This is a genomic window from Caballeronia sp. LZ016 (assembly GCF_031450805.1).
In the GTDB taxonomy this organism is placed as follows: domain Bacteria; phylum Pseudomonadota; class Gammaproteobacteria; order Burkholderiales; family Burkholderiaceae; genus Caballeronia.
This window is the reverse complement of sequence record NZ_JARTVY010000001.1, coordinates 2480663-2502414: the sequence shown is the minus strand read 5'-3', so window position 1 is coordinate 2502414 and position 21752 is coordinate 2480663. Positions and strand designations below refer to the sequence as shown.

Sequence of the window (21752 nt, the reverse complement as noted above, 5' to 3'; positions counted from 1 at the left end):
CCGGCATGGCGGTCGAAGCGATGCAACCCGCTCCTTACGAGCGGGTTTTCTATTACGCGAACGTTCTCCGATTGCCGCTCGTGTCCTGCCGGCGAAACAGCGCGACATGCTCCGGTTTGGCGGACCCTTGCAGACGGCCATCGGGCAACCGGGCGATCACCATTTCGCCGATGCCAGGACTCGTTACGACGACTTCATCCTGTAGCGCGAGCAGCGCGTGGAGCCGTCGCCGGCCACTGACGATTTCCAGACCGGTTTTCGTTTCGCGAACGATGATCTCAACTGCCATGGCGAATATCCTCCTTGCCGTTCATTGCCGGATGCTTTGCTGAAGCCTTGCGCGTCCACCGGACGATGCGTCCTCGCGCGTTGTCTGCCTAACGGATCGACGAGCCATTTTCTTTAGCCAAAATGCGAACAAAAAATAACGGCGCGACCGGATGACCGATCGCGCCGTTTTTGTCGTCGAGCGTCGCGGATTCGCGACGTTGCGACATGGGCCAGGCGTCAGAAACTCTCGTTCGGGCCGAGGTAGCGCCATTGTCCGGGCGGCAGCGCGCCCAGTGTCACGCGTCCCATGCGGATGCGCTTCAGTCCGACCACTTCGAGCCCGACCAGCTCGCACATGCGGCGAATCTGCCGCTTCTTGCCTTCACGCAGCACGAAGCGGAGTTGCTCGCCGTTCTGCCAGCTGACTTGCGCGGTTTTGAGGGGCACGCCGTCGAGTTCGAGGCCGTGTCGCAGCAGCGCGAGTTTTTCGTCGGGGAACTGACGGTCGATGTCGGTAGTGTGCTCGCCGTATTGCACGCGTACGAGGTACTCCTTGTCGACTTCGGAATGTCCGCCGATGAGTTGCTTCGCGATGCGGCCGTCCTGCGTGAGCACGAGCAGCCCGGTCGAATCGATGTCGAGCCGTCCGGCCGGCGCGAGCGTGCGCAGATGGCCTGGCGTGAAGCGGATGCCCGACCGGTCCTCGTCCCAGTGATTCGACGGGTTGACGAGTGTGACCGCCGGTTCATAGCCGTCTTCCGCTTGTCCCGACACGTAGCCGACGGGCTTGTGCAGCAGGATGGTCACGAGTTGCGACTGCGCGGAATGCGCGGCCGGCAGGACTTCGATGTTCTGACCGGGGCGAATGCGCGTGCCGAGCGTGTCCATCACTTCGCCATCGACCAGCACCCAGCCTTTCTCGATCCATTCGTCGGCTTCGCGACGCGAACACAGGCCGAGTTCGGACATGACTTTCGACAGGCGGACGAGGCCGTCGTGATGGGGGCGGGGGGCGTTGCCGGTTTGCAGTGTGGGGGAATCGGCGTCGCGCGTGCGGTGGTCGTCGGCGCGCGGTTTGCGCTCGCTAAAGCTCGGGCGGGAGTCGTCGCTGTGCGCTTTGAATGAGCGGCGGTCGTCGTTGCGTTGCCCGAAGTTCGGGCGTGAGTCATCGCCGCGCGCTTTGAATGGGCGGCGGTCGTCATCGCGCGGGCCGCGATCGCCGAAGCTCGGGCGGGAGTCATCACCACGCGGATTGAACGGGCGACGTTCGTCGCTGCGCGGGCCACGATCGCCGAAGCTCGCGCGTGAGTCATCGCCACGCGGTTTGAACGGGCGACGTTCGTCGCTGCGCGGGCCACGATCGCCGAAGCTCGGGCGCGAGTCATCGCCACGCGGCTTGAAAGGGCGACGTTCGTCGCTGCGCGGGCCACGATCGCCGAAGCTCGGGCGGGAGTCATCGCCACGCGGTTTGAATGGGCGACGTTCTTCGCCACGCGGACCACGATCGCCGAAGCTCGGGGGCGAGTCATCGCCGCGTGGTTTGAACGGGCGGCGGTCGTCGCTGCGCGGGCCACGATCGCCGAAGCTCGGGCGGGAGTCATCGCCACGCGGTTTGAACGCGCGACGCTCGTCGCTGCGCGGACCACGATCGCCGAAGCTCGGGCGCGAGTCATCGCCACGCGGCTTGAAAGGGCGACGTTCGTCGCTGCGCGGGCCACGATCGCCGAAGCTCGGACGCGAGTCATCGCCACGCGGCTTGAACGGGCGACGTTCTTCGCCACGCGGGCCACGATCGCCGAAGCCCGGACGCGAATCATCGCCGCGCGGTTTGAAAGACCGACGTTCGTCGCCACGCGGGCCACGATCGCCGAAGCTCGGGCGCGAGTCATCGCCACGCGGTTTGAACGGGCGACGCTCGTCGCTGCGCGGGCCACGATCGCCGAAGCTCGGGCGTGAATCATCGCCACGTGGTTTGAACGGGCGACGTTCTTCGCCACGCGGACCCCGATCGCCGAAGCTCGGACGTGAGTCATCACCACGCGGCTTGAATGGGCGACGCTCGTCGCCACGCGGACCCCGATCGCCGAAGCTCGGACGCGAGTCATCGCCACGCGGTTTGAACGGGCGACGCTCGTCGCTGCGCGGACCACGATCGCCGAAGCTCGGACGTGAGTCATCGCCACGCGGTTTGAAAGACCGACGCTCGTCGCCACGCGGACCACGATCGCCGAAGCCCGGACGTGAGTCATCGCCACGCGGTTTGAAAGACCGATCGCCAAAGCCGGGTCTCAAGTCATCACCGCGTGAACCAGATCCGCGTCGCTCGTCACCGCGCGGACCCCGATCCCCAGAACCCGCCCGCGCCTGCGCAGGCTTCCCGCGCTTCACAAGCGCCTCATCCGGCGCTATCTCGCGCACGGGCTTGCGTCCGATGGAACTGCCGGAGCGGACCGGCGATCGCGTCGCCGATGTCGGACGCGGATGTTTGGCTGTCAGTTTGACGCGCATAAAGTCTCAGGCTGCGATCGCGCGCAGCAGTTCGGTTTCGACCTGGATCTGGGTACGGTTGGACGACAGGCTCTTGCCATCGAGCAAGAACACGTCTTCGACACGTTCGCCGAGCGTGTTGATGCGCGCCGCCTGGACGCCGATCCGGTGTTGCGCGAGCACGCGCGCGATGGAATAAAGAAGGCCCTGCCGGTCGTTTGCCGACACGGACAGGATGTAGTACTGGCCACGCTCGTCGGGACGCAAATCCACACGCGGCGTGACCGGGAAAGTGCGCACGAGCCGCGAGACGCGGCCCTTCGAGGGTTCCGGCAGAATGCTTTCGTCCGTCAGCCGTGCGCTGAGTTGCTGTTCGACGAGATTGGCGATGTCGCGGTAACTGCCATCGTGCTCCGGATGCGCCACGAGAAAGTTATCGAGCGCGTAGCCATGTCGCGTCGTGGTGATGCGCGCATCGAGCACGGACAGGCCGTTCCTGTCGAAGTACGCGCAGATGCCGGCGAACAGGTCCGGCCGGTCCTTCACATACACGAGCACCTGCAGCGCCGCGCCGATCGGCGAGGGGCGGGCGCGCACGATGGGCTGCTCGCTTTCGACGTGCCGATACAGCACGCGCGTCTGCCACGCGATATCGGCGGGATCGTGCCGCAGGAAATAGCCGACGTCGAGCTGCTCCCACAAGCGCCGCTGCGCGCCTTCCGGCACTGTTTCCAGCCGCAGGAGCGCGAGCGCCGACTCCTGGCGCGACTTGAGCTCCGAATGCGCGTCCGGCTGGGCGCCGCCGAGCACGGCGAGCGTCGCGCGGAACAGGTCCTCGAGCAGCTTGCCTTTCCAGTTGTTCCAGACCTTCGGGCTCGTGCCGCGAATGTCGGCAACGGTCAGCAGGTACAGCGCGGTCAGCCGCCGCTCGGTGCCGACGACCGACGCGAACTGCTTGATGACCTCGGGATCGCTCGTATCCTGCTTCTGCGCGACGTGACTCATCGTCAAATGCTGCTGCACGAGCCACACCACGAGTTCCGTATCTTCGCGGCCGATGTCGTGCTCGCGGCAGAAGCGGCGGGCGTCGACCATGCCGAGCGTCGAATGATCGCCGCCGCGGCCCTTCGCGATATCGTGAAACAGCGCGGCGACGTAGAGAATCCACGGGCGCTCGAAGTTGCCCATCAACTGGCTGCAGAAGGGGTACTCGTGCGCGTGTTCGGCGATGGCGAACCGGCGCAGATTGCGCAGCACCATCAGAATGTGCTGATCGACCGTGTAGACGTGATACAGGTCGTGCTGCATCTGCCCGACGATGCGCCTGAAGTTGATCAGATAGCGCCCCAGCACGCTCGTCTGGTTCATGAGCCGCAGCGCGTGCGTGATGCCTTCGGGCTGCTTCAGGATCTCCATGAAGAGACGCCTGTTCTCGGGATCGCGTCGCCAGTTGCGGTCCATCAGCTCGCGCGCATTGTAGATGGCGCGCAGCGTGCGCGCCGACAAGCCCTTCACGCCGCGCGTCTGCTCGTACAGCAAAAACGCTTCGAGAATGGCGTGCGGTTCGCGCTCGAAGACATGGTCGTCGGCGATTTCGAGCATGCCTTGCTTCTCGACGAACCGGTCGGACAGCACGCGCGTAATGCCCGATGTCGACGGGAAAAGCTGGGCCTCCACGTTCTGAATAAGGATGGTCGCGAGCTGCGTGACCGCCTTGGCCGCCCAGTAGTAGCGGCGCATCATCTGCTCGCTCGCGCGCTTGGCCGCCGTCGCCTTGAAGCCGAAACTCTCGGCGAGCGGCGTCTGCAGGTCGAAAACGAGGATGTCCTGACGGCGTTTCGCCACCACGTGCAGGCGCGCCCGCAGCATCTTCAGGAACGCTTCGTTGCGGCGCAGTTCGCGCGCTTCGCGTTCGGTGACGAGGCCGCGCGCATCGAGCTCGCGCCAGCTCGAGCCGAAGCCTGCCGCGCGCGTGATCCAGAGGATCAATTGCAAATCGCGCAGCCCGCCGGGGCTTTCCTTGATGTTCGGCTCGAGGCTATACGGCGTGTCCTGAAACTTGGCGTGACGCTGCCGCATTTCCAGCACCTTCGCCTGGAAGAATGCGCGGGGATCGAGCGTCTCTTTGTATCGTTCGGAAAAGCGCTGAAAGAGCTGAGCGTCGCCGCAGATGCGCCGCGCTTCGAGCAGGGACGTGAGCACCGTGACATCGTTGCTCGCTTCGGCGATGCATTGCTCGACCGACCGCACGCTGCTGCCGATATCCAGTCCGAGGTCCCACGCCATGCCGATGAATCGCTCGACGCGCGCGGTGAGCCCGGCGTCATCGGCGTGCGCGGCGGCATCGGGCAGGAGCACGAGGATATCGACGTCGGAGTAGGGCGCGAGCTCCCCGCGCCCATAACCGCCGACCGCGACGAGCGCGGCGTCCGCCGGCATCTCGCAAGCCGCCCACGCGCCCTTGAGGGCGTCGTCGGTCGTGCGGGCGAGCGCGTGCATCAGCGGTTCGACGCCGGTGGCAACCTTGAAGCGTTCGATGAGCGCGGCCTTCGCCGTCTTGTAGGCGGTGCGCAGCGTTTCGCAGGGCGTGGCGGCGGCGACAGTGGCGCTCATGAGTCGATTCGGTCGGCGTGGAGGGAGCAGCGAGATTCAGCGAAGAGGCAGGATCAGGCCGTGGCCGCGATGAGTTGCGACGGCGCCTGCGTCCCGGCCGATACCGTCAGCACTTCATAGCCGCCCGGCGTGACGAGCACCGTATGTTCCCATTGCGCCGACAGGCTGCGATCGCGCGTCTTGACGGTCCACTGGTCGGGCATCGTGCGGATATCGCGGCGGCCGGCGTTGATCATCGGCTCGACGGTGAAGATCATGCCCGCCTGCAACTCGATGCCCGTGCCAGGACGCCCGTAATGCAGCACTTGCGGCTCTTCGTGGAACACCTGGCCGATGCCGTGACCGCAATATTCGCGCACCACGCTGTAGCCCTGTGCTTCGGCGTGCTTCTGAATGGCATGGCCGATGTCGCCGAGGTGCGCGCCCGGGCGCACCTGGTCGATGCCGAGCCACATGCAGTCGAACGTCGTCTGCACGAGGCGCTTCGCGAGAATGGACCCTTCGCCGACGATGAACATGCGGCTCGTATCGCCGAAATAGCCGTTCTTGATGACGGTGATGTCGATATTGAGCGCATCGCCGTTCTTGAGCACCTTCTCGCTCGGGATGCCGTGGCAGATCACGTCGTTGACCGAGATGCAGGTGGCCTTCGGATAGGGCGGATAACCCGGCGGCTGATAATTGAGCGGGGCCGGCACCGTGCCCTGTTCCTTCACCATGTAGTCGTGGCAAAGGCGGTCGAGTTCTTCGGTGGTCACGCCCGGAACGATATGCGGCGTGATGAAATCGAGCACTTCGCTGGCGAGCCGGCAGGCGACGCGCATCTGCGCGATATCGTGATCGTTTTTCAGCGTAATGGACATGGATTGGCTCGGGATGCGCGGATTGCGTGAAAGGCGGGCGGAAACCGCCAAACCGGCATTATCGCACCTTTGAGATAGGGGACGCAGCGCGATCGGACCCGCGCGCGGCGAGTCCGCAGGGGGCGTGGCGCATGCCGCGGCGGTCGTCGCGTGCTTGAGCCTCGCAATCCTCACATGCTATACTCACGGGCTAAGTCTCGGTCCGCGCTCTGCTTGCTTGTCGGCAGGATATACGCACGAACCGAAGGCTTGGAGCGTTGGCGGCGGTTCATATCGCCTCGACGCTTTTTCGAAACTCAAGCCGGCGCACCCAGGGTGTCTCGCGCGTTCAATGCAGCGCGGGATGCGGCAGCCGGCTTAAGACCCAACCCTCGCGGAGAATTTCATGGCAGTCACGATGCGTCAAATGCTGGAAGCCGGTGTCCACTTCGGTCACCAAACGCGCTTCTGGAACCCGAAGATGGCCCCCTATATCTTCGGTCATCGCAACAAGATTCACATCATCAACCTCGAAAAGACCCTGCCGCTCTACAACGACGCGCTGAAGTACGTGCGTCAGCTGGCAGCGAACCGCGGCACGATCCTTTTCGTCGGCACGAAGCGCCAGTCGCGCGACACCATCGCTCAGGAAGCAGCGCGCGCTGGCATGCCTTTCGTCAACGCCCGCTGGCTCGGCGGCATGATGACCAACTTCAAGACGCTGAAGGTCTCGATCAAGCGCCTGAAGGACATGGAAGCGGCGCTGCAATCGGGCGAAACCGAGCGCATGAGCAAGAAGGAAGCGCTTCTGTTCGAACGCGAAATGGTCAAGCTGCAAAAGTCGATCGGCGGCGTGAAGGACATGGGCGGCATTCCTGACGCAATGTTCGTCATCGACGTCGGCTACCACAAGATTGCCGTGACGGAAGCGAAGAAGCTCGGCATTCCGGTCATCGCCGTGGTCGACACGAACCACTCGCCGGAAGGCATCGACTACGTGATCCCGGGTAACGACGACGCGTCGAAGGCCGTCGCGCTGTACGCCGAAGGCGTGGCTGACGCCATCCTCGAAGGCCGCGCCAATGCGGTGAACGACGTCGTTCAGGCCGTGCGCAACGGCGAAGGCGACGAGTTCGTCGAGGTCAACGCAGAGGCGTAATCGAGCCCTGTGGCCGGTACAAAAGGGGGCTTTGCGAAAGGCCCCTTTTTTTTAAGCCGGCGCGATTCCGAAGCACTTCAGCCGTGGGCGTTTTCTGCCGGCGGCACGTATCAAACAGACTCAAGGAGCGAATGATGGCGGCAATTACCGCAAGCATGGTGGCAGAACTGCGCGCGAAGACCGACGCGCCGATGATGGAATGCAAGAAGGCCCTGACCGAAGCCGACGGCGACATGGCGCGCGCTGAAGAGCTGCTGCGCGTGAAGCTCGGCAACAAGGCGAGCAAGGCCGCGTCGCGCGTGACGGCCGAAGGCATCGTCGTCGCGCACGTCGAGGGCGGCGTGGGCGCGCTCGTCGAGCTGAACTGCGAAACCGACTTCGTCGCGAAGAACGACGACTTCATGGCATTCGGCAAGGGCGTCGCGGCACTGGTCGCGAAGAGCAACCCGGCCGATGTCGCCGCGTTGTCGGCGCTGCCGCTGGAAAGCACGACGGTCGACGCTGTGCGTCTCGCGCTCGTCGGCAAGATCGGTGAGAACCTGTCGATCCGCCGCTTCGTGCGTTTCGAAACCGCGAACAAGCTGGCCGCGTACCTGCACGGCACGCGCATCGGCGTGCTCGTCGAGTTCACGGGCGCGGACGAGCAAGTCGGCAAGGACGTCGCGATGCACGTCGCCGCGATGAAGCCGGTGTCGCTGTCGTCGGACGAAGTGCCGGCCGATCTGATCGCCAAGGAGCGCAGCATCGCCGAGCAGAAGGCAGCCGAGTCGGGCAAGCCGGCTGAAATCGTCGCGAAGATGGTCGACGGTTCGATCCAGAAGTACCTGAAGGAAGTGTCGCTGCTGAACCAGCCGTTCGTGAAGAACGACAAGCAGACCATCGAGCAGATGCTGAAGGCAGCCAACGCTTCGGTGCAGAAGTTCGCGCTGTTCGTGGTGGGCGAGGGCATCGAAAAGCGTCAGGACGACTTCGCGGCTGAAGTCGCAGCGCAAGTCGCAGCTGCCAAGCAGGGCTAAGTACGCAGCCCCGGGCGCGCGTCGTCGAAAGCGCGCGCGCCGTGCATCACCTGTTGTACCGGCGGCGACTTGTCGCCGCATCGAAATTTTGCGATCCGGTTCGCAGCGAGCGGCGGGCGCGGCATATTCGGGTTTTCCCGCATGCGCCGCGCCCGTCTGCCCGATCCGGCCCGCTTGCGGTAAGTAACGTTTCACCCCTACAGTTCTACGTTGTTGCAACCCTCCTCGGCGCGATCGGAACCTCATATGCCCACAGCCTACAAACGCGTACTCCTCAAACTCTCCGGCGAAGCCCTCATGGGCGACGATGCCTTCGGCATCAATCGCGCAACGATCGAAAGGATGGTGGCGGACGTCGCTGAAGTGGTGCGGTTGGGAACACAGCTGGCCGTCGTGATCGGCGGCGGCAACATTTTTCGCGGCGTCGCGGGCGGTGCAGCCGGCATGGACCGTGCGACCGCCGATTACATGGGCATGCTCGCCACGATGATGAACGCACTCGCGCTGCAAGACGCCATGCGCCACGCGGGCATCGAGGCGCGCGTGCAGTCGGCGCTGCGCATGGATCAGGTGGTCGAGCCGTACATCCGCCCCCGCGCCATTCGCCAGCTCGAAGAGGGCAAGGTCGTGATCTTCGCCGCCGGTACGGGCAACCCGTTCTTCACGACGGATACCGCCGCCGCGCTGCGCGGTTCGGAAATCGGCGCGGAAGTGGTGTTGAAGGCGACGAAGGTCGATGGCGTATACTCCGCCGACCCGAAGAAGGATCCGAGCGCCACGCGCTACAGCACGATCAGCTTCGACGAGGCGATCGGCCGCAATCTGCAGGTCATGGACGCTACCGCATTCGCGCTGTGCCGCGACCAGAAGCTGCCGATCCGCGTGTTCTCCATCACGAAGCCGGGCGCGCTGAAGCGCATCGTGCAGGGCGACGACGAAGGCACGCTCGTCCACGTGTAAACTCTTGCGTAACCGGGCGCCGCCCGCACCCGGCGTGGAAACGCGCCGGAAGATCGCGAAGGCGCCTGCATCGCCAGTAAACCAAGGTTTTGGAGGTTCAAATGAGTGTGGCTGACATTAAAAAGGGCGTCGACCAGAAGATGCAGCGGTCGATCGAAGCATTCAAGGCCGATCTCGCCAAGATTCGCACGGGCCGCGCGCACACCGGCCTGCTGGATCACATCCAGGTCGATTACTACGGCTCGAACGTGCCCATCTCGCAAGTCGCGAACATGACGCTCGTCGATGCCCGTACCATCGGCGTGCAGCCGTGGGAAAAGAAGATGGTGCCGGTCATCGAGAAGGCCATCCGCGAATCGGATCTCGGCCTGAATCCGGCGACCCAGGGCGACCTGATCCGCGTCCCGATGCCCGCTCTGACCGAAGAGCGCCGCCGCGAGCTGACGAAAGTCGTGAAGAGCGAAGGCGAGTCCGCGAAAGTCGCCGTGCGCAATCTGCGCCGCGATGCGAACGAGCAACTGAAGAAGCTCGTGAAGGACAAGGAAATCTCGGAAGACGACGAGCGCCGCGCAAGCGATGACGTCCAGAAGTTCACCGACAAGTTCGTCGCCGAAATCGACAAGCTCGTTCAGACGAAAGAAGCCGAAATCATGACGGTGTGAGGCCGTAGCCGGTCTTGCCAGCTCCGGCTCTCGTGATCCAGGGCTGGCGTTTCACCCCCGTCGATAACAAGATTCAGCGGCCATGACCTATACCAGCTCTACCGTTCGCGTGCCCGATGTCGCGGCTGTCCCGCGCCACGTCGCGATCATCATGGACGGCAATGGCCGTTGGGCGACCGAACGGCGTTTGCCGCGTGTCGCCGGTCATACGCGCGGCGTCGATGCGGTGCGCGCCACCGTCGAAAGCTGCGCGCGGCGTGGCGTCGAGTTCGTCACGCTGTTCGCGTTCAGTTCGGAAAACTGGCGCCGTCCTACCGACGAAGTTTCGTTTCTGATGCGCCTGTTCGTCACCGCGCTCGAGCGCGAGATCGGCAAGCTGCACGCAAACGGCATTCGTCTGCGCGTCGTCGGCGACGTCTCCATGTTCGACGACCGCATTCGCGCGCTTATCCAGCGCGCCGAAACCAAGACCGCACGCAATACGCGCCTCACGCTGACCATCGCCGCGAACTACGGCGGACGCTGGGACATCATGCAGGCGACGAAGAAGCTCATCGCGCAATCGCTCGAACAAGGCGCGCCGGCGCGCGTCGACGATGAATCGTTCGCCGAGCATCTTGCGATGGCTTATGCACCCGAGCCGGATCTCTTCATCCGCACGGGCGGCGAGCAGCGCATCAGCAATTTTCTGCTGTGGCAGCTCGCGTACACCGAGTTCTATTTCACCGACATCTACTGGCCCGACTTCGACGCCGCCGCGCTGGACCGCGCGATCGCTTCGTATGGCGGCCGTGAGCGCCGCTTCGGACGCACGAGCGCGCAACTCGCTTCCCAATCGCAGAAGGCCGACACCCTTTCATGCTAAAGACCCGTGTCATCACGGCAATCGTCCTGCTCGCGGTCCTCGTGCCGGTCACGCTGTTCGCGCCCATCGGGGCGTTCGCGGCGCTGATCGGTTTCGTCGTCGTGTTCGCAGCCTGGGAATGGGGGCGGCTCCTCAAGCTCAACGGCGCCGGCCCGGTCGCGTATGCGCTCGTCGCGGGACTCGCGCTGATTTTCAGCGCCTACGTCGTCGTACCGAAGCCGCTCTTCCAGATGGCCGCGATCTTCTGGGTGCTCGCGGGACCGTATGCGCTTTCCCGCAAGCCGGTGCTGGCCGCAGGCGCGTGGCGCGGGTTCCTTCTGTTCGCAGGAATCGTCGTGTTCGTCGCCTGCTGGCATGCGGTCGTTCAGGCGCGCATGCAGGGCGTGGCGTTCGTGCTATCGCTTCTCCTAGTCGTCTGGCTGGCCGACATAGGCGCATACTTCGCCGGAAAAGCGCTGGGCCGTCACAAGCTCGCGCCGTCGATCAGCCCCGGCAAAACCTGGGAAGGCGCACTCGGCGGCTGGGTCGCCGTCATGGTGATCGGGTCGATCGCCGCCGCCACCGGCGCCTACGCGCCCACCTTGTTCACGGCTTTCGTCGGCCATCTCGGCTGGGTTCGCGCGCTCGTCGCGCTGACCGTGCTGGTCGTGTTCAGCGTGGTCGGCGATCTATTCGAATCGCTGCTGAAGCGTCAGGCGGGCGTCAAGGATTCGAGCGGCCTGCTGCCGGGTCACGGCGGCGTTCTCGACCGCATCGACGCATTGTTGCCCGTATTGCCGATTGCCTTGCTGATGCTCGGCTGATCGGCCAGAGAAGATTCCATGCAAAAACGTCTTACATTGCTCGGTTCCACGGGCTCGATCGGCGACAGCACGCTCGACGTCGTCGCGCGGCACTCGGACCGGTTCTCGGTCTATGCGCTCACCGCCCACCGTAACGGCGACAAACTCGTCGCCCAATGCCTGCGCTTTCAGCCGGAAGTGGCCGTCGTCGGCGACGCCGAAACGGCTGCGCGCGTCGCGGCGGCGTTGCGCGCGGCGGGCAGCAAGACCGAGGTGACGCACGGCCCGGATGCGCTCGTCGAAGTCGCGCGCGCGGCGCAATGCGATACGGTCGTCGCGGCCATCGTCGGCGCCGCGGGCCTCGCGCCCACGCTGGCCGCGGCCCGCGCCGGCAAACGCATCCTGCTCGCGAACAAGGAAGCGCTCGTCATGTCCGGCCAGATTTTCATGGACGCAGTGCGCGACAACGGCGCGATCCTGCTTCCGGTCGACAGCGAGCACAACGCCGTGTTTCAGTGCCTGCCCGTGTGCACGGACAGCGAGGCGAAACTGCACGGCGGCGTGTCGAAGATCATTTTGACCGCGTCGGGCGGCCCGTTCCGCACCCGCGAACCCGCAACCCTCGTCGACGTCACGCCGGACGAGGCCTGCAAGCACCCTAACTGGGCAATGGGCCGCAAGATTTCCGTCGATTCGGCGACGATGATGAACAAGGGTCTCGAGGTCATCGAGGCGCATTGGCTGTTCGATCTGCCGGGCTCGCGCATCGACGTGCTGATCCATCCCCAGAGCGTGATCCATTCGATGGTGTCCTACGCGGACGGCTCCGTGCTCGCGCAACTCGGCAATCCCGACATGCGTACGCCGATCGCCCATGCGCTCGCGTATCCGGAGCGCGTCGATTCCGGCGTCGCGCCGCTCGATCTGGCGCAGATCGCGTCGCTCACGTTCGAGAAGCCCGACTTCGCGCGCTTTCCGTGTCTCGCGCTCGCCATCGAGGCGCTCGAGGCCGGCGGGATTGCCAGCGCGGCGCTGAACGCGGCGAACGAAATCGCCGTGGAAGCCTTCCTCGCGCGCCGCATCGGTTTCATGGCGATCGGCGGTGTAGTCGAACGCGTGCTGAACGCGTTGCCGAACGCCAGCGCCGCGTCGCTCGACGACGTGCTCGCCGCCGATGCGAACGCCCGCCGTCTCGCGTCCGGCTTCGTCGAAGCGCTCACTGCGAGCGCGCCAGGCGCCGAACCCATCGCCCATTGAGGCCGTCATGAACTTTCTGACCGAAATCGTCGCCTTCGTCGTCGCGATAGGCGTGCTCGTCGTCGTCCACGAATTCGGTCACTACAGCGTCGCGCGAATGTGCGGCGTCAAGGTGCTGCGTTTCTCGGTCGGCTTCGGCAAACCGCTCGTGCGCTGGGTCAGCAAGAAGACCGGCGTCGAGTGGACCATCTCGGCGCTGCCGCTCGGCGGTTACGTGAAGATGCTCGACGAACGGGAAACCGAAGGCAGCATTCCGTCGGAAGACCTGCCGCGCGCGTTCAACCGCCAGCCGGTGTCGAAGCGCATCGCGATCGTCGCGGCGGGGCCGGTCGCGAACTTCCTGCTGGCCATCGCGCTGTTCGCCGCGGTTTTCGCGGGCGGCGTCACGGAGCCGCAGGCCATCGTTTCGGCGCCGGCCTCCGATACGGCCGCCGCGCGCGCCGGCTTCGAGGGCGGCGAGCAGATCGTCTCGATGCGCGATTCGCAAGGCGGCGAGACGCAGCCCATTCGTTCGTGGTCCGATCTGCGCTGGAAGCTGCTCGACGCTTCGTTCGATCATCGGCGCATCGTGCTGACCGCGAAGACGCACGAGGGCACGTTCGATTTCCCGCTGACCGTGACAGGCATCACCGAAGCGGACGCCGAGCAGGACTTCATGGACAAGCTCGGCTTCACGCCGGGCGGCGGCACGCTGACGGTCGCGGGCGTGGAGGCGGGCAGTGCGGCGCAGAAAAGCGGGCTCGCCGCTGGCGACAAGCTGCGCGCCGTCGACGGCCGTCCGGTCGACAACGCGACGCGCTTCATCGACTACGTGAAGGCGCACGGCGGCAAGCCGGTGGCACTCGTCATCGAGCGCGGCGAAGGCAGCCAGGTCAGGCGCGATACGGTGCAGATCGTGCCGGACGTGAAGCGCGATGCATCGACGGGGCGGGACATCGGCCGCATCGGCGCTGCGCTCGCCAATCAGTTGCCGACCGTCGACGTGCGCTACGGTCCGCTCGAAAGCCTGCGTCTGGGCGTGAACCGCACCTGGGACATCAGTGTCTATTCGCTGCGCATGTTCGGGCGGATGATCATCGGCGAGGCGTCGCTCAAGAATCTGTCGGGGCCGGTGACGATTGCGGACTACGCCGGAAAGAGCGCGCGTCTCGGCGCGACGGCATTTATTTCTTTCCTGGCCCTCGTCAGCATCAGTCTCGGTGTGTTGAACTTGTTACCGATTCCCGTTTTGGACGGTGGGCATCTGTTATATTATTTGGTTGAAGCCGTTACCGGCAAGGCGGTGTCCGATCGCTGGCAGCTGGTCCTGCAACGGGCGGGCCTCGTCTGCATCGTCGCTCTGTCGATGATCGCGCTGTTCAACGACCTGACACGCCTCATCCGTTTTTGATCCATTTTGATAATCTCTGGCGTCGCGATACGAGCGACCGCCGGAACGAATGCAGCTTTAAATACTGGGGAAGCACGTTGTTCAAACCTCATCGCTTTGTTCCTAAGTCGGCTGTGGCCGCGGCGCTCGCCGCAACGGGCATGGCGGCTCACGCCACCACGCCGTTCGTCGTGCAGGATATCCGGATCGAAGGTCTCCAACGCATCGAGCCGGGCTCCGTATTCGCCTATCTGCCGATCAAGCAAGGCGAGACGTTCTCCGACGACAAGGCCTCCGAAGCGATTCGCGCACTGTACGCAACGGGGTTCTTCAACGACGTGCAGATCGCCACCGAGGGCAACGTGGTGGTCGTGCAGGTGCAGGAACGGCCGGCCATCTCGAACATCGAGTTCTCGGGCCTTCATGAGTTCGATAAAGACACCATCACGAAGGCGCTGCGCTCGGTCGGTTTGTCGCAGGGTCGCTCGTACGACAAGTCGCTGCTCGACAAGGCCGAGCAGGAACTGAAGCGCCAGTACCTGACGCGCGGCTACTACGCGGCGGAAGTGACCACCACGGTCACGCCGGTGGACCGCAATCGCGTGTCGATTCTCTTCTCGGTCGCCGAAGGCCCGAGCGCGAAGATTCGGCAGATCAACTTCGTCGGCAACAAGGCGGTCAGCACGGGCACGCTGCTCGGCGAAATGCAGCTGTCCACGCCGAACTGGTTCTCGTGGTACACGAAGAGCGACCTTTACGCGAAGGAAAAGCTGACCGGCGACCTCGAGAACGTCCGCTCGTATTACTTGAATCACGGTTACCTCGAGTTCAGCATCGACTCCACGCAGGTGTCGATCTCGCCGGACAAGAAAGACATGTACCTGACGGTCGCCGTGCACGAAGGCGAGCCGTACAAGGTCAGCAGCGTGAAACTGTCGGGCAACCTGCTCGACCGCGAAGCGGAACTGAACAAGCTGATCACGGTGAAGTCGGGGCAGTTGTTCTCGGCCGAGAAGCTGCAGGCGACCACGAAGGCGATCGTCGACAAGCTCGGCGAATACGGCTACGCGTTCGCGCAGGTCAACGCGCAGCCGGAAATCGACCAGGCGCATCACACCGTCGCGCTCACGCTCAACGTCGAGCCGAGCCGCCGCGTGTACGTGCGGCGTGTGAATATCGTCGGCAATACGCGCACTCGTGACGAAGTGGTGCGCCGCGAAATGCGCCAGCTCGAAAGCTCGTGGTTCGACTCGAGCCGGCTTGCGCTGTCGAAGGATCGTGTGAACCGTCTCGGCTACTTCACGGACGTGGACGTCACCACGACGCCTGTGGAAGGCACGAACGACCAGGTCGATGTCGACGTCAAGGTGGCCGAAAAGCCGACCGGCGCGATCACGCTGGGCGCGGGTTTCTCGTCGACGGACAAGGTCGTGCTGTCGGCGGGCGTCTCCCAGGACAACGTGTTCGGCTCCGGTACGAGCCTCGCGGTGAACGTGAACACGGCGAAGACGTACCGCACGCTGACGGTCACGCAGGTCGATCCGTATTTCACGATCGACGGCATCAAGCGCATCACCGACGCTTACTACCGCACTTATCAGCCGCTTTACTACTCGACGGATTCCAGTTTCAAGATCGTGACGATGGGCGCGGACACGAAGTTCGGCATCCCGTTTTCCGAGCAGGACACGGTGTTCTTCGGCGTCGGCGCCGAACAGAACACGATGGACACCGATTCGTCCACGCCGCAGTCGTATATCAACTACGTGAAGGAATTCGGTCGCGTAGTGAACAATTATCCGCTGACGGTCGGCTGGTCGCGCGACAATCGCGACAGCGCGCTCGTGCCGAGCCGTGGTTACTATCTGCAGTCGAACGCCGAATACGGCACGCCGCTCGGCAACACGACCTACGCGAAGTTCGACGCGCAGTTCCAGTATTACTACTCGTTCGCGCGCGGCTTCGTGCTCGGCTTCAACTTGCAGGGCGGCTACGGCAAGGGCCTGCAAGGTCAGACGTACCCGATCTTCAAGAACTACTACGCGGGCGGTATCGGCTCCGTGCGCGGCTACTCGCCGAGTTCGCTCGGGCCGCGCGACGGCAAGACGAACGACCCGATCGGCGGCTCGCGCATGGCGGTGGGCAATATCGAGCTGACCTTCCCGCTGCCGGGTACGGGCTATGACCGCACGCTGCGCGTGTTCACCTTCCTCGACGCCGGTAACGTATGGGGCGATCCGAACCAGGGTGGCACGAGCACCGGCGCGAACGGCCTGCGCTACGGCTACGGTCTGGGTCTTGCGTGGATCTCGCCGATCGGCCCGCTCAAGCTGAGCCTCGGCTTCCCGCTGCAGAAACACGATGGCGACCAGTATCAGAAGTTCCAGTTCCAGATCGGTACGGCGTTCTAAGCGCCGGCACCCGTTGAGAACGCGGACTTCATTCATTTCGACGTAACGTGAGGAACACTTTGCGAACCGGTAAGCTCTCGAAACACATGACGCTGGCGCTTGCGTTGTCGATGTTTCTCGGCCTCGGTGCGGTCGCGAAAGCGAACGCGCAGGAAGCGCGCATCGCTGCGGTGAATTCCGACCGCATCCTGCGCGAGTCGTCGGCTGCGAAGGCCGCCCAGTCCAAGCTGGAGCAGGAATTCTCCAAGCGGGACAAAGCTTTGCAGGACATGGCGCAGCGGCTCAAGTCGATGTCCGACAACATCGACAAGAATGGCCCGTCGATGGGGCCGACCGACCGCGCAGCGCGCCAGCGCGATCTCGCCCAGCTCGACGCGGACTTTCAGCGCCGGCAGCGCGAGTTCCGCGAAGACCTGAATCAGCGCCGCAACGAGGAACTCGCGGCGGTGCTGGATCGCGCGAACAAGGTCATCAAGCAGATCGCAGAGCAGCAGCACTACGACCTGATCGTGCAGGAGGCGGTGTACGTGAGTCCGCGCATCGACATCACGGATCAGGTGCTGAAGGCGCTCGCGGCCACGAGCCAGGGCGGCGGCACGAGCCCGAACTGACGAGGAGTCTTCATACGCATGGCATCAGGCATGGCGATCACGCTCGACGAACTGGTCAGGCGCTTTGGCGGCGAAGTCGTGGGCCAGGGCGCGCATCGCGTCGAGGGCCTTGCGCCGCTCGACAAGGCCGGCCCGGCGCAACTCGCGTTTCTCGCGAATCAGAAGTACCTGCCGCAGGTCGAGTCGACCCGCGCGGGCGCAGTGCTCATCTCGCGGGCGGACCTGGACAAACTGACGGCGCCGCGTGAAGGCAGCAACTTCATCGTCACGCCGAATCCTTACGCCTATTTCGCGCGCGTGGCGCAGGCGTTCATCGAGTTGTCGACACCGAAGGTTGAACCGGGCGTCCATCCGAGCGCATTCGTCGATCCCGCCGCGAAGGTGGCGGCAAGCGTGGTAATCGGCCCGCATGTGACGGTCGAAGCCGGTGCGGTCGTCGGCGAACGCGTCAGGCTGGACGCCGGCGTATCCGTCGGCGCTGGCGTCAGGCTCGGCGACGACGTCCATTTGTATCCGAACGTCACGGTCTATCATGGTTGCAAGCTCGGCGCGCGCGTGATCGTGCACGCCGGCGCGGTGATCGGCGCGGACGGTTTTGGCTTCGCGCCCGATTTCGTCGGCGAAGGCGATGCGCGCACCGGAAGCTGGGTGAAGATCCCGCAAGTCGGTGCGGTGCAGATCGGCGACGACGTGGAAATCGGCGCGAACACGACGATCGACCGCGGCGCCATGGCGGATACGGTCATCGAAGAATGCGTGAAGATCGACAACCTGGTGCAGATCGGCCATAACTGCCGTATCGGCGCGTACACGGTCATCGCGGGTTGCGCGGGCATCGCGGGCAGCACGAACATCGGCAAGCATTGCATGATCGGCGGGGCAGTGGGCATTGCGGGTCACGTGACGCTGGCGGATTACGTGATCGTCACGGCGCAATCGGGCGTATCGAAGTCTCTGACCAAGCCCGGCATGTACACGAGCGCATTCCCGGCCGTCAGCCATGCGGACTGGAACAAGAGCGCCGCGCTGGTGCGCAATCTGGATAAGCTCCGCGACCGCATCAAGGCGCTCGAAACGGCGCTGGCCGACAAGAAAACCGGCGAAGCCTGAGCGCCCGGCAGATTCGGGAAGCAACCGGACAGGCCGGTTTGGCGGAGCTGCCCGGCAAGTACGAATTTCATGCGGGCGTTCGACGCCCGCAGTCACTACCGCGCAAGACACGCGCGAGCAGAACGACCATGAGCACAGAAAAAATCAACCTCGACATTCACAAGATCCTCACGCTGCTGCCGCATCGGTATCCGATCCTGCTCGTGGATCGCGTGCTCGAACTCGAGCCGCACAAGAGCATCAAAGCGTTGAAGAACGTCACGATCAACGAGCCGTTTTTCCAGGGGCATTTCCCGACGCGGCCCGTAATGCCCGGCGTGCTGATTCTCGAAGCACTCGCGCAAACCGCTGCGCTGCTGACGTTCGCCGAAGAGCCGCACGACCCGACGACCACGCTCTACTACTTCGTCGGCATCGACGGCGCGCGTTTCAAGCGCGTCGTGGAACCGGGCGATCAGCTGATCCTGAACGTCAACTTCGAGCGGTACATGCGAGGCATCTGGAAGTTCAAGGCGCGCGCCGAAGTGGATGGCGTGACCGCCGCCGAAGCCGAACTCATGTGTACCGTGAAGAATACGGACGCCAGCGCCTGAAGCAGCGCAAGCGGACGGACAGCATACGCAACACAGCATTGAGAGGCGAGGCGCATGACCACCATTCACCCCACCGCGATCATCGAGCCGGGCGCTCAGATCGACGATTCCGTCGAGATCGGACCGTACGCGATCGTCGGTGCGCACGTCGTCATCGGCGCGGGCACGACCGTCGGGTCGCATAGCGTGATCGAAGGCCACACGATGATCGGACGGGACAACCGCATCGGCCATTACGCGTCGATCGGCGGGCGTCCGCAGGACATGAAGTACAGGGACGAGCCGACTCGTCTGGAAATCGGCGACCGCAACACCATCCGCGAATTCACGACGCTGCATACAGGCACGGTGCAGGACCAGGGCCTGACGTCCATCGGCGACGATTGCTGGATCATGGCTTATGTTCACGTCGGCCACGACTGCCGGCTGGGCAACAACGTCATCATGTCGAGCAACGCGCAACTGGCGGGGCACGTCACTGTTGGCGATCACGCGATCGTCGGCGGCATGTCGGGCGTGCACCAGTTCGTGCGGATCGGCGCGCATTCGATGCTGGGCGGCGCTTCCGCGCTCGTGCAGGACGTGCCGCCGTTCGTGATCGCCGCCGGCAACAAGGCGGAACCGCACGGGATCAACGTCGAAGGTCTGCGCCGGCGCGGCTTCACGCCCGAGGCCATCTCGGCGCTGCGCTCGGCGTATCGCATCGTCTATAAGAGCGGCCTGTCGCTCGAAGAGGCGAAGACGCAGCTTCGCGAACTGAGCGTGGCGGGCGGCGAGGGCGATGCGCCCGTCAAGGCTTTCACAGACTTCATCGCGGCGTCGCAGCGCGGCATCATCCGCTGAACGCGTATTTCGATGACGTTGATCACCACTGCCCCGCGAATCGCGATGGTCGCGGGCGAGCCCTCCGGCGATCTGCTCGCGGCATCGCTGCTGAAGGGCCTGCACGAGTGCTTGCCGGCCGACACGCGGTATAGCGGCATCGGCGGGCCGCGCATGACGTCGGCGGGTTTCGAAGCGCACTGGCCGATGGACAAGCTCACCGTGCGCGGCTATGTCGAAGCGCTGCGGCACATCCCCGAGATCCTCGGCATTCGCAACGAACTGAAGCGCCAATTGCTTGCGGAGCCGCCGTCGGTGTTCATCGGCGTGGACGCGCCCGACTTCAATTTCGGGCTCGAGCAGCCGTTGCGCGAAGCGGGCATCCCGACCGTCCATTTCGTGTGTCCGTCCATCTGGGCGTGGCGCGGCGGGCGCATCAAAAAGATCGTGAAAGCGGTCGATCACATGCTGTGCGTCTTTCCGTTCGAAACCGCGTTGCTGCAGAAGGCGGGCGTGGCGTCGACGTATGTCGGCCATCCGCTCGCCGATGAAATTCCGCTGGAACCGGACGTCGCGGGTGCGCGGCGCGAGTTGGGCATCGCAGAAGGCGGGCCGGTGATTGCCGTGTTGCCGGGCAGCCGGCGCTCGGAAATCGCGCTGATCGGCCCGACGTTCTTCGACGCCATGGAACTGATGCAGCTTCGGGAGCCGGGCGTGCGTTTCCTGATGCCCGCGGCGAACCCCGCGCTGCGCGAACTGCTGCAGCCGCTCGTGGAGGCGCATCCGCATCTGTCGCTGACCATTACCGATGGCCGCGCGCAAACCGCGATGACCGCCGCCGACGCCATCCTCGTGAAAAGTGGAACGGTGACGCTCGAAGCGGCGCTGCTTAAAAAGCCGATGGTCATCTCGTACAAGGTGCCCTGGCTCACCGGCCAGATCATGAAGCGGCAGGGTTACCTGCCTTACGTGGGCTTGCCGAATATTCTGGCGGGGCGCTTCGTCGTGCCGGAAATCCTGCAGCATTTCGCGACGCCCGAAGCACTCGCGGACGCGACGCTGAAACAGTTGAACGACGACGCGAACCGCCGTACGCTGACCGACATCTTCACCGATATGCACATCGCGCTGCGCCAGAACACGTCGCAGCGAGCGGCTGAAGCGGTCGCGCGGGTGCTGGAAACGCGAGGGGCGCGGTAATGGCGAGTCAGGCCAGTCGACAGAAAGCGCAAAGCGGGCTCGACTTCAGCTCGCCGCTGGACATCATCTGCGGCGTCGATGAAGCCGGGCGCGGCCCGCTCGCGGGACCGGTCGTGGCGGCGGCGGTGATCTTCGATCCCGCCAGGCCCCGAATCAACGGCCTCGACGATTCCAAGGCGCTGACCGCGAAAAAGCGCGAAGAGTTGTACGAGAAGATCGTCGATCGCGCGCTGGCTTTCTGCATCGCGTCGGCGAGCGTCGAGGAAATCGACACCATCAACATCCTGCACGCGACCATGCTCGCGATGAAGCGCGCGGTCGAAGGGCTGGCCGTCGCGCCGACGCTCGTCAAGATCGATGGCAACCGCTGCCCGACGCTGTCGATTCGCAGCGAGGCCGTGATCGGCGGCGACGCGCTCGTCAAACAGATCTCGGCCGCGTCGATTCTTGCGAAGGTCACGCGCGACCGCATGCTGGTCGAGTTGCACGAGACGTATCCCGTGTACGGTTTCGCTGCGCATTCGGGCTACGGCACGCCGCAGCATCTGAAGGCGCTGCGCGAACATGGGCCGTGCGAGCATCATCGCCGGTCGTTTGCGCCTGTGCGTGAAGCGCATGCCTTGTTCTTCGGCTCCGTGCTGCCGGACATCGCGCCCGAAGTGCTGCACGCCGCCGAGACGCAAGACGGCGACTCGGACGCGCTAGCGTTCTGACCGCGACCGC

Annotated in this window: 19 protein-coding genes; 15 read left to right on the top strand and 4 right to left on the bottom strand. The window is 64.4% G+C overall.

The genetic code is table 11. From position 1 onward, the window contains the following. Positions 1–52: 52 nt before the first annotated feature. The 4 genes from P9220_RS11900 to map form a co-directional block, all read right to left on the bottom strand. Positions 53–289 (bottom strand): hypothetical protein, encoded by a 237-nt coding sequence (locus P9220_RS11900; protein WP_309765032.1) that lies wholly within the window; start codon positions 287–289, stop codon positions 53–55. A gap of 218 nt (positions 290–507) precedes the next feature. Beyond that, positions 508–2778, bottom strand: a complete 2271-nt coding sequence (locus P9220_RS11895; protein WP_309765031.1) for a pseudouridine synthase — start codon at positions 2776–2778, stop codon at positions 508–510. A 6-nt stretch (positions 2779–2784) separates the two neighbouring features. Beyond that, positions 2785–5370 (bottom strand): [protein-PII] uridylyltransferase, encoded by a 2586-nt coding sequence (locus tag P9220_RS11890; RefSeq protein ID WP_309765030.1) that lies wholly within the window; start codon positions 5368–5370, stop codon positions 2785–2787. 53 nt (positions 5371–5423) lie between these two features. Then, a complete protein-coding gene (map, locus tag P9220_RS11885; protein WP_309765028.1) occupies positions 5424–6233 on the bottom strand; it encodes a type I methionyl aminopeptidase in 810 nt (269 codons plus the stop codon). Positions 6234–6618: 385 nt separating this feature from the next. Here map and rpsB point away from each other — a divergent pair, with 385 nt between their 5' ends. The 15 genes from rpsB to rnhB all read left to right on the top strand — a co-directional run bounded on the left by rpsB (position 6619) and on the right by rnhB (position 21742). Then, on the top strand, positions 6619–7371 hold the full coding sequence (rpsB, locus tag P9220_RS11880; protein WP_309765027.1) for a 30S ribosomal protein S2: 753 nt from the start codon (positions 6619–6621) through the stop codon (positions 7369–7371). A gap of 134 nt (positions 7372–7505) precedes the next feature. Further along, a complete protein-coding gene (gene tsf / locus P9220_RS11875; RefSeq protein WP_309765477.1) occupies positions 7506–8387 on the top strand; it encodes a translation elongation factor Ts in 882 nt (293 codons plus the stop codon). A 246-nt stretch (positions 8388–8633) separates the two neighbouring features. Then, positions 8634–9347 carry a UMP kinase gene (gene pyrH, locus P9220_RS11870; protein WP_035969505.1) on the top strand — a complete coding sequence of 238 codons (714 nt, stop codon included), beginning with the start codon at positions 8634–8636 and terminating at the stop codon, positions 9345–9347. Between the two features lie 101 nt (positions 9348–9448). After that, a complete protein-coding gene (frr, locus tag P9220_RS11865) occupies positions 9449–10009 on the top strand; it encodes a ribosome recycling factor (protein ID WP_309765026.1) in 561 nt (186 codons plus the stop codon). 82 nt (positions 10010–10091) lie between these two features. Continuing rightward, positions 10092–10874, top strand: a complete 783-nt coding sequence (uppS, locus tag P9220_RS11860) for a polyprenyl diphosphate synthase (RefSeq protein WP_309765025.1) — start codon at positions 10092–10094, stop codon at positions 10872–10874. Then, positions 10868–11677 (top strand): phosphatidate cytidylyltransferase, encoded by an 810-nt coding sequence (locus P9220_RS11855; RefSeq protein WP_309765024.1) that lies wholly within the window; start codon positions 10868–10870, stop codon positions 11675–11677. Before uppS ends, P9220_RS11855 begins: the two co-directional genes overlap by 7 nt. 18 nt (positions 11678–11695) lie before the next feature. Then, positions 11696–12913 carry a 1-deoxy-D-xylulose-5-phosphate reductoisomerase gene (locus tag P9220_RS11850; RefSeq protein ID WP_309765023.1) on the top strand — a complete coding sequence of 406 codons (1218 nt, stop codon included), beginning with the start codon at positions 11696–11698 and terminating at the stop codon, positions 12911–12913. Between the two features lie 7 nt (positions 12914–12920). Beyond that, a complete protein-coding gene (gene rseP / locus P9220_RS11845) occupies positions 12921–14303 on the top strand; it encodes an RIP metalloprotease RseP (protein ID WP_309765022.1) in 1383 nt (460 codons plus the stop codon). 77 nt (positions 14304–14380) lie between these two features. Further along, entirely contained in the window at positions 14381–16693 is a 2313-nt protein-coding gene (gene bamA, locus P9220_RS11840; protein ID WP_309765021.1) for an outer membrane protein assembly factor BamA, read from the top strand. 86 nt (positions 16694–16779) lie between these two features. Beyond that, positions 16780–17304, top strand: coding sequence for an OmpH family outer membrane protein (locus P9220_RS11835; protein ID WP_309765020.1), 525 nt, complete (start codon positions 16780–16782; stop codon positions 17302–17304). 30 nt (positions 17305–17334) lie between these two features. Further along, positions 17335–18414 (top strand): UDP-3-O-(3-hydroxymyristoyl)glucosamine N-acyltransferase, encoded by a 1080-nt coding sequence (lpxD, locus tag P9220_RS11830; protein WP_309765476.1) that lies wholly within the window; start codon positions 17335–17337, stop codon positions 18412–18414. Between the two features lie 128 nt (positions 18415–18542). Beyond that, positions 18543–19007, top strand: coding sequence for a 3-hydroxyacyl-ACP dehydratase FabZ (fabZ, locus tag P9220_RS11825; RefSeq protein WP_040049534.1), 465 nt, complete (start codon positions 18543–18545; stop codon positions 19005–19007). Positions 19008–19061: 54 nt separating this feature from the next. Further along, on the top strand, positions 19062–19850 hold the full coding sequence (gene lpxA, locus P9220_RS11820) for an acyl-ACP--UDP-N-acetylglucosamine O-acyltransferase (RefSeq protein WP_309765019.1): 789 nt from the start codon (positions 19062–19064) through the stop codon (positions 19848–19850). Positions 19851–19862: 12 nt separating this feature from the next. Next, the gene (gene lpxB, locus P9220_RS11815; RefSeq protein WP_309765017.1) at positions 19863–21029 is read left to right on the top strand and encodes a lipid-A-disaccharide synthase; all 1167 of its coding nucleotides are present in this window, start codon (positions 19863–19865) and stop codon (positions 21027–21029) included. Then, positions 21029–21742, top strand: a complete 714-nt coding sequence (gene rnhB / locus P9220_RS11810) for a ribonuclease HII (protein WP_309765016.1) — start codon at positions 21029–21031, stop codon at positions 21740–21742. The genes lpxB and rnhB overlap by 1 nt, the downstream gene beginning before the upstream one ends. Positions 21743–21752 lie beyond the last annotated feature (10 nt).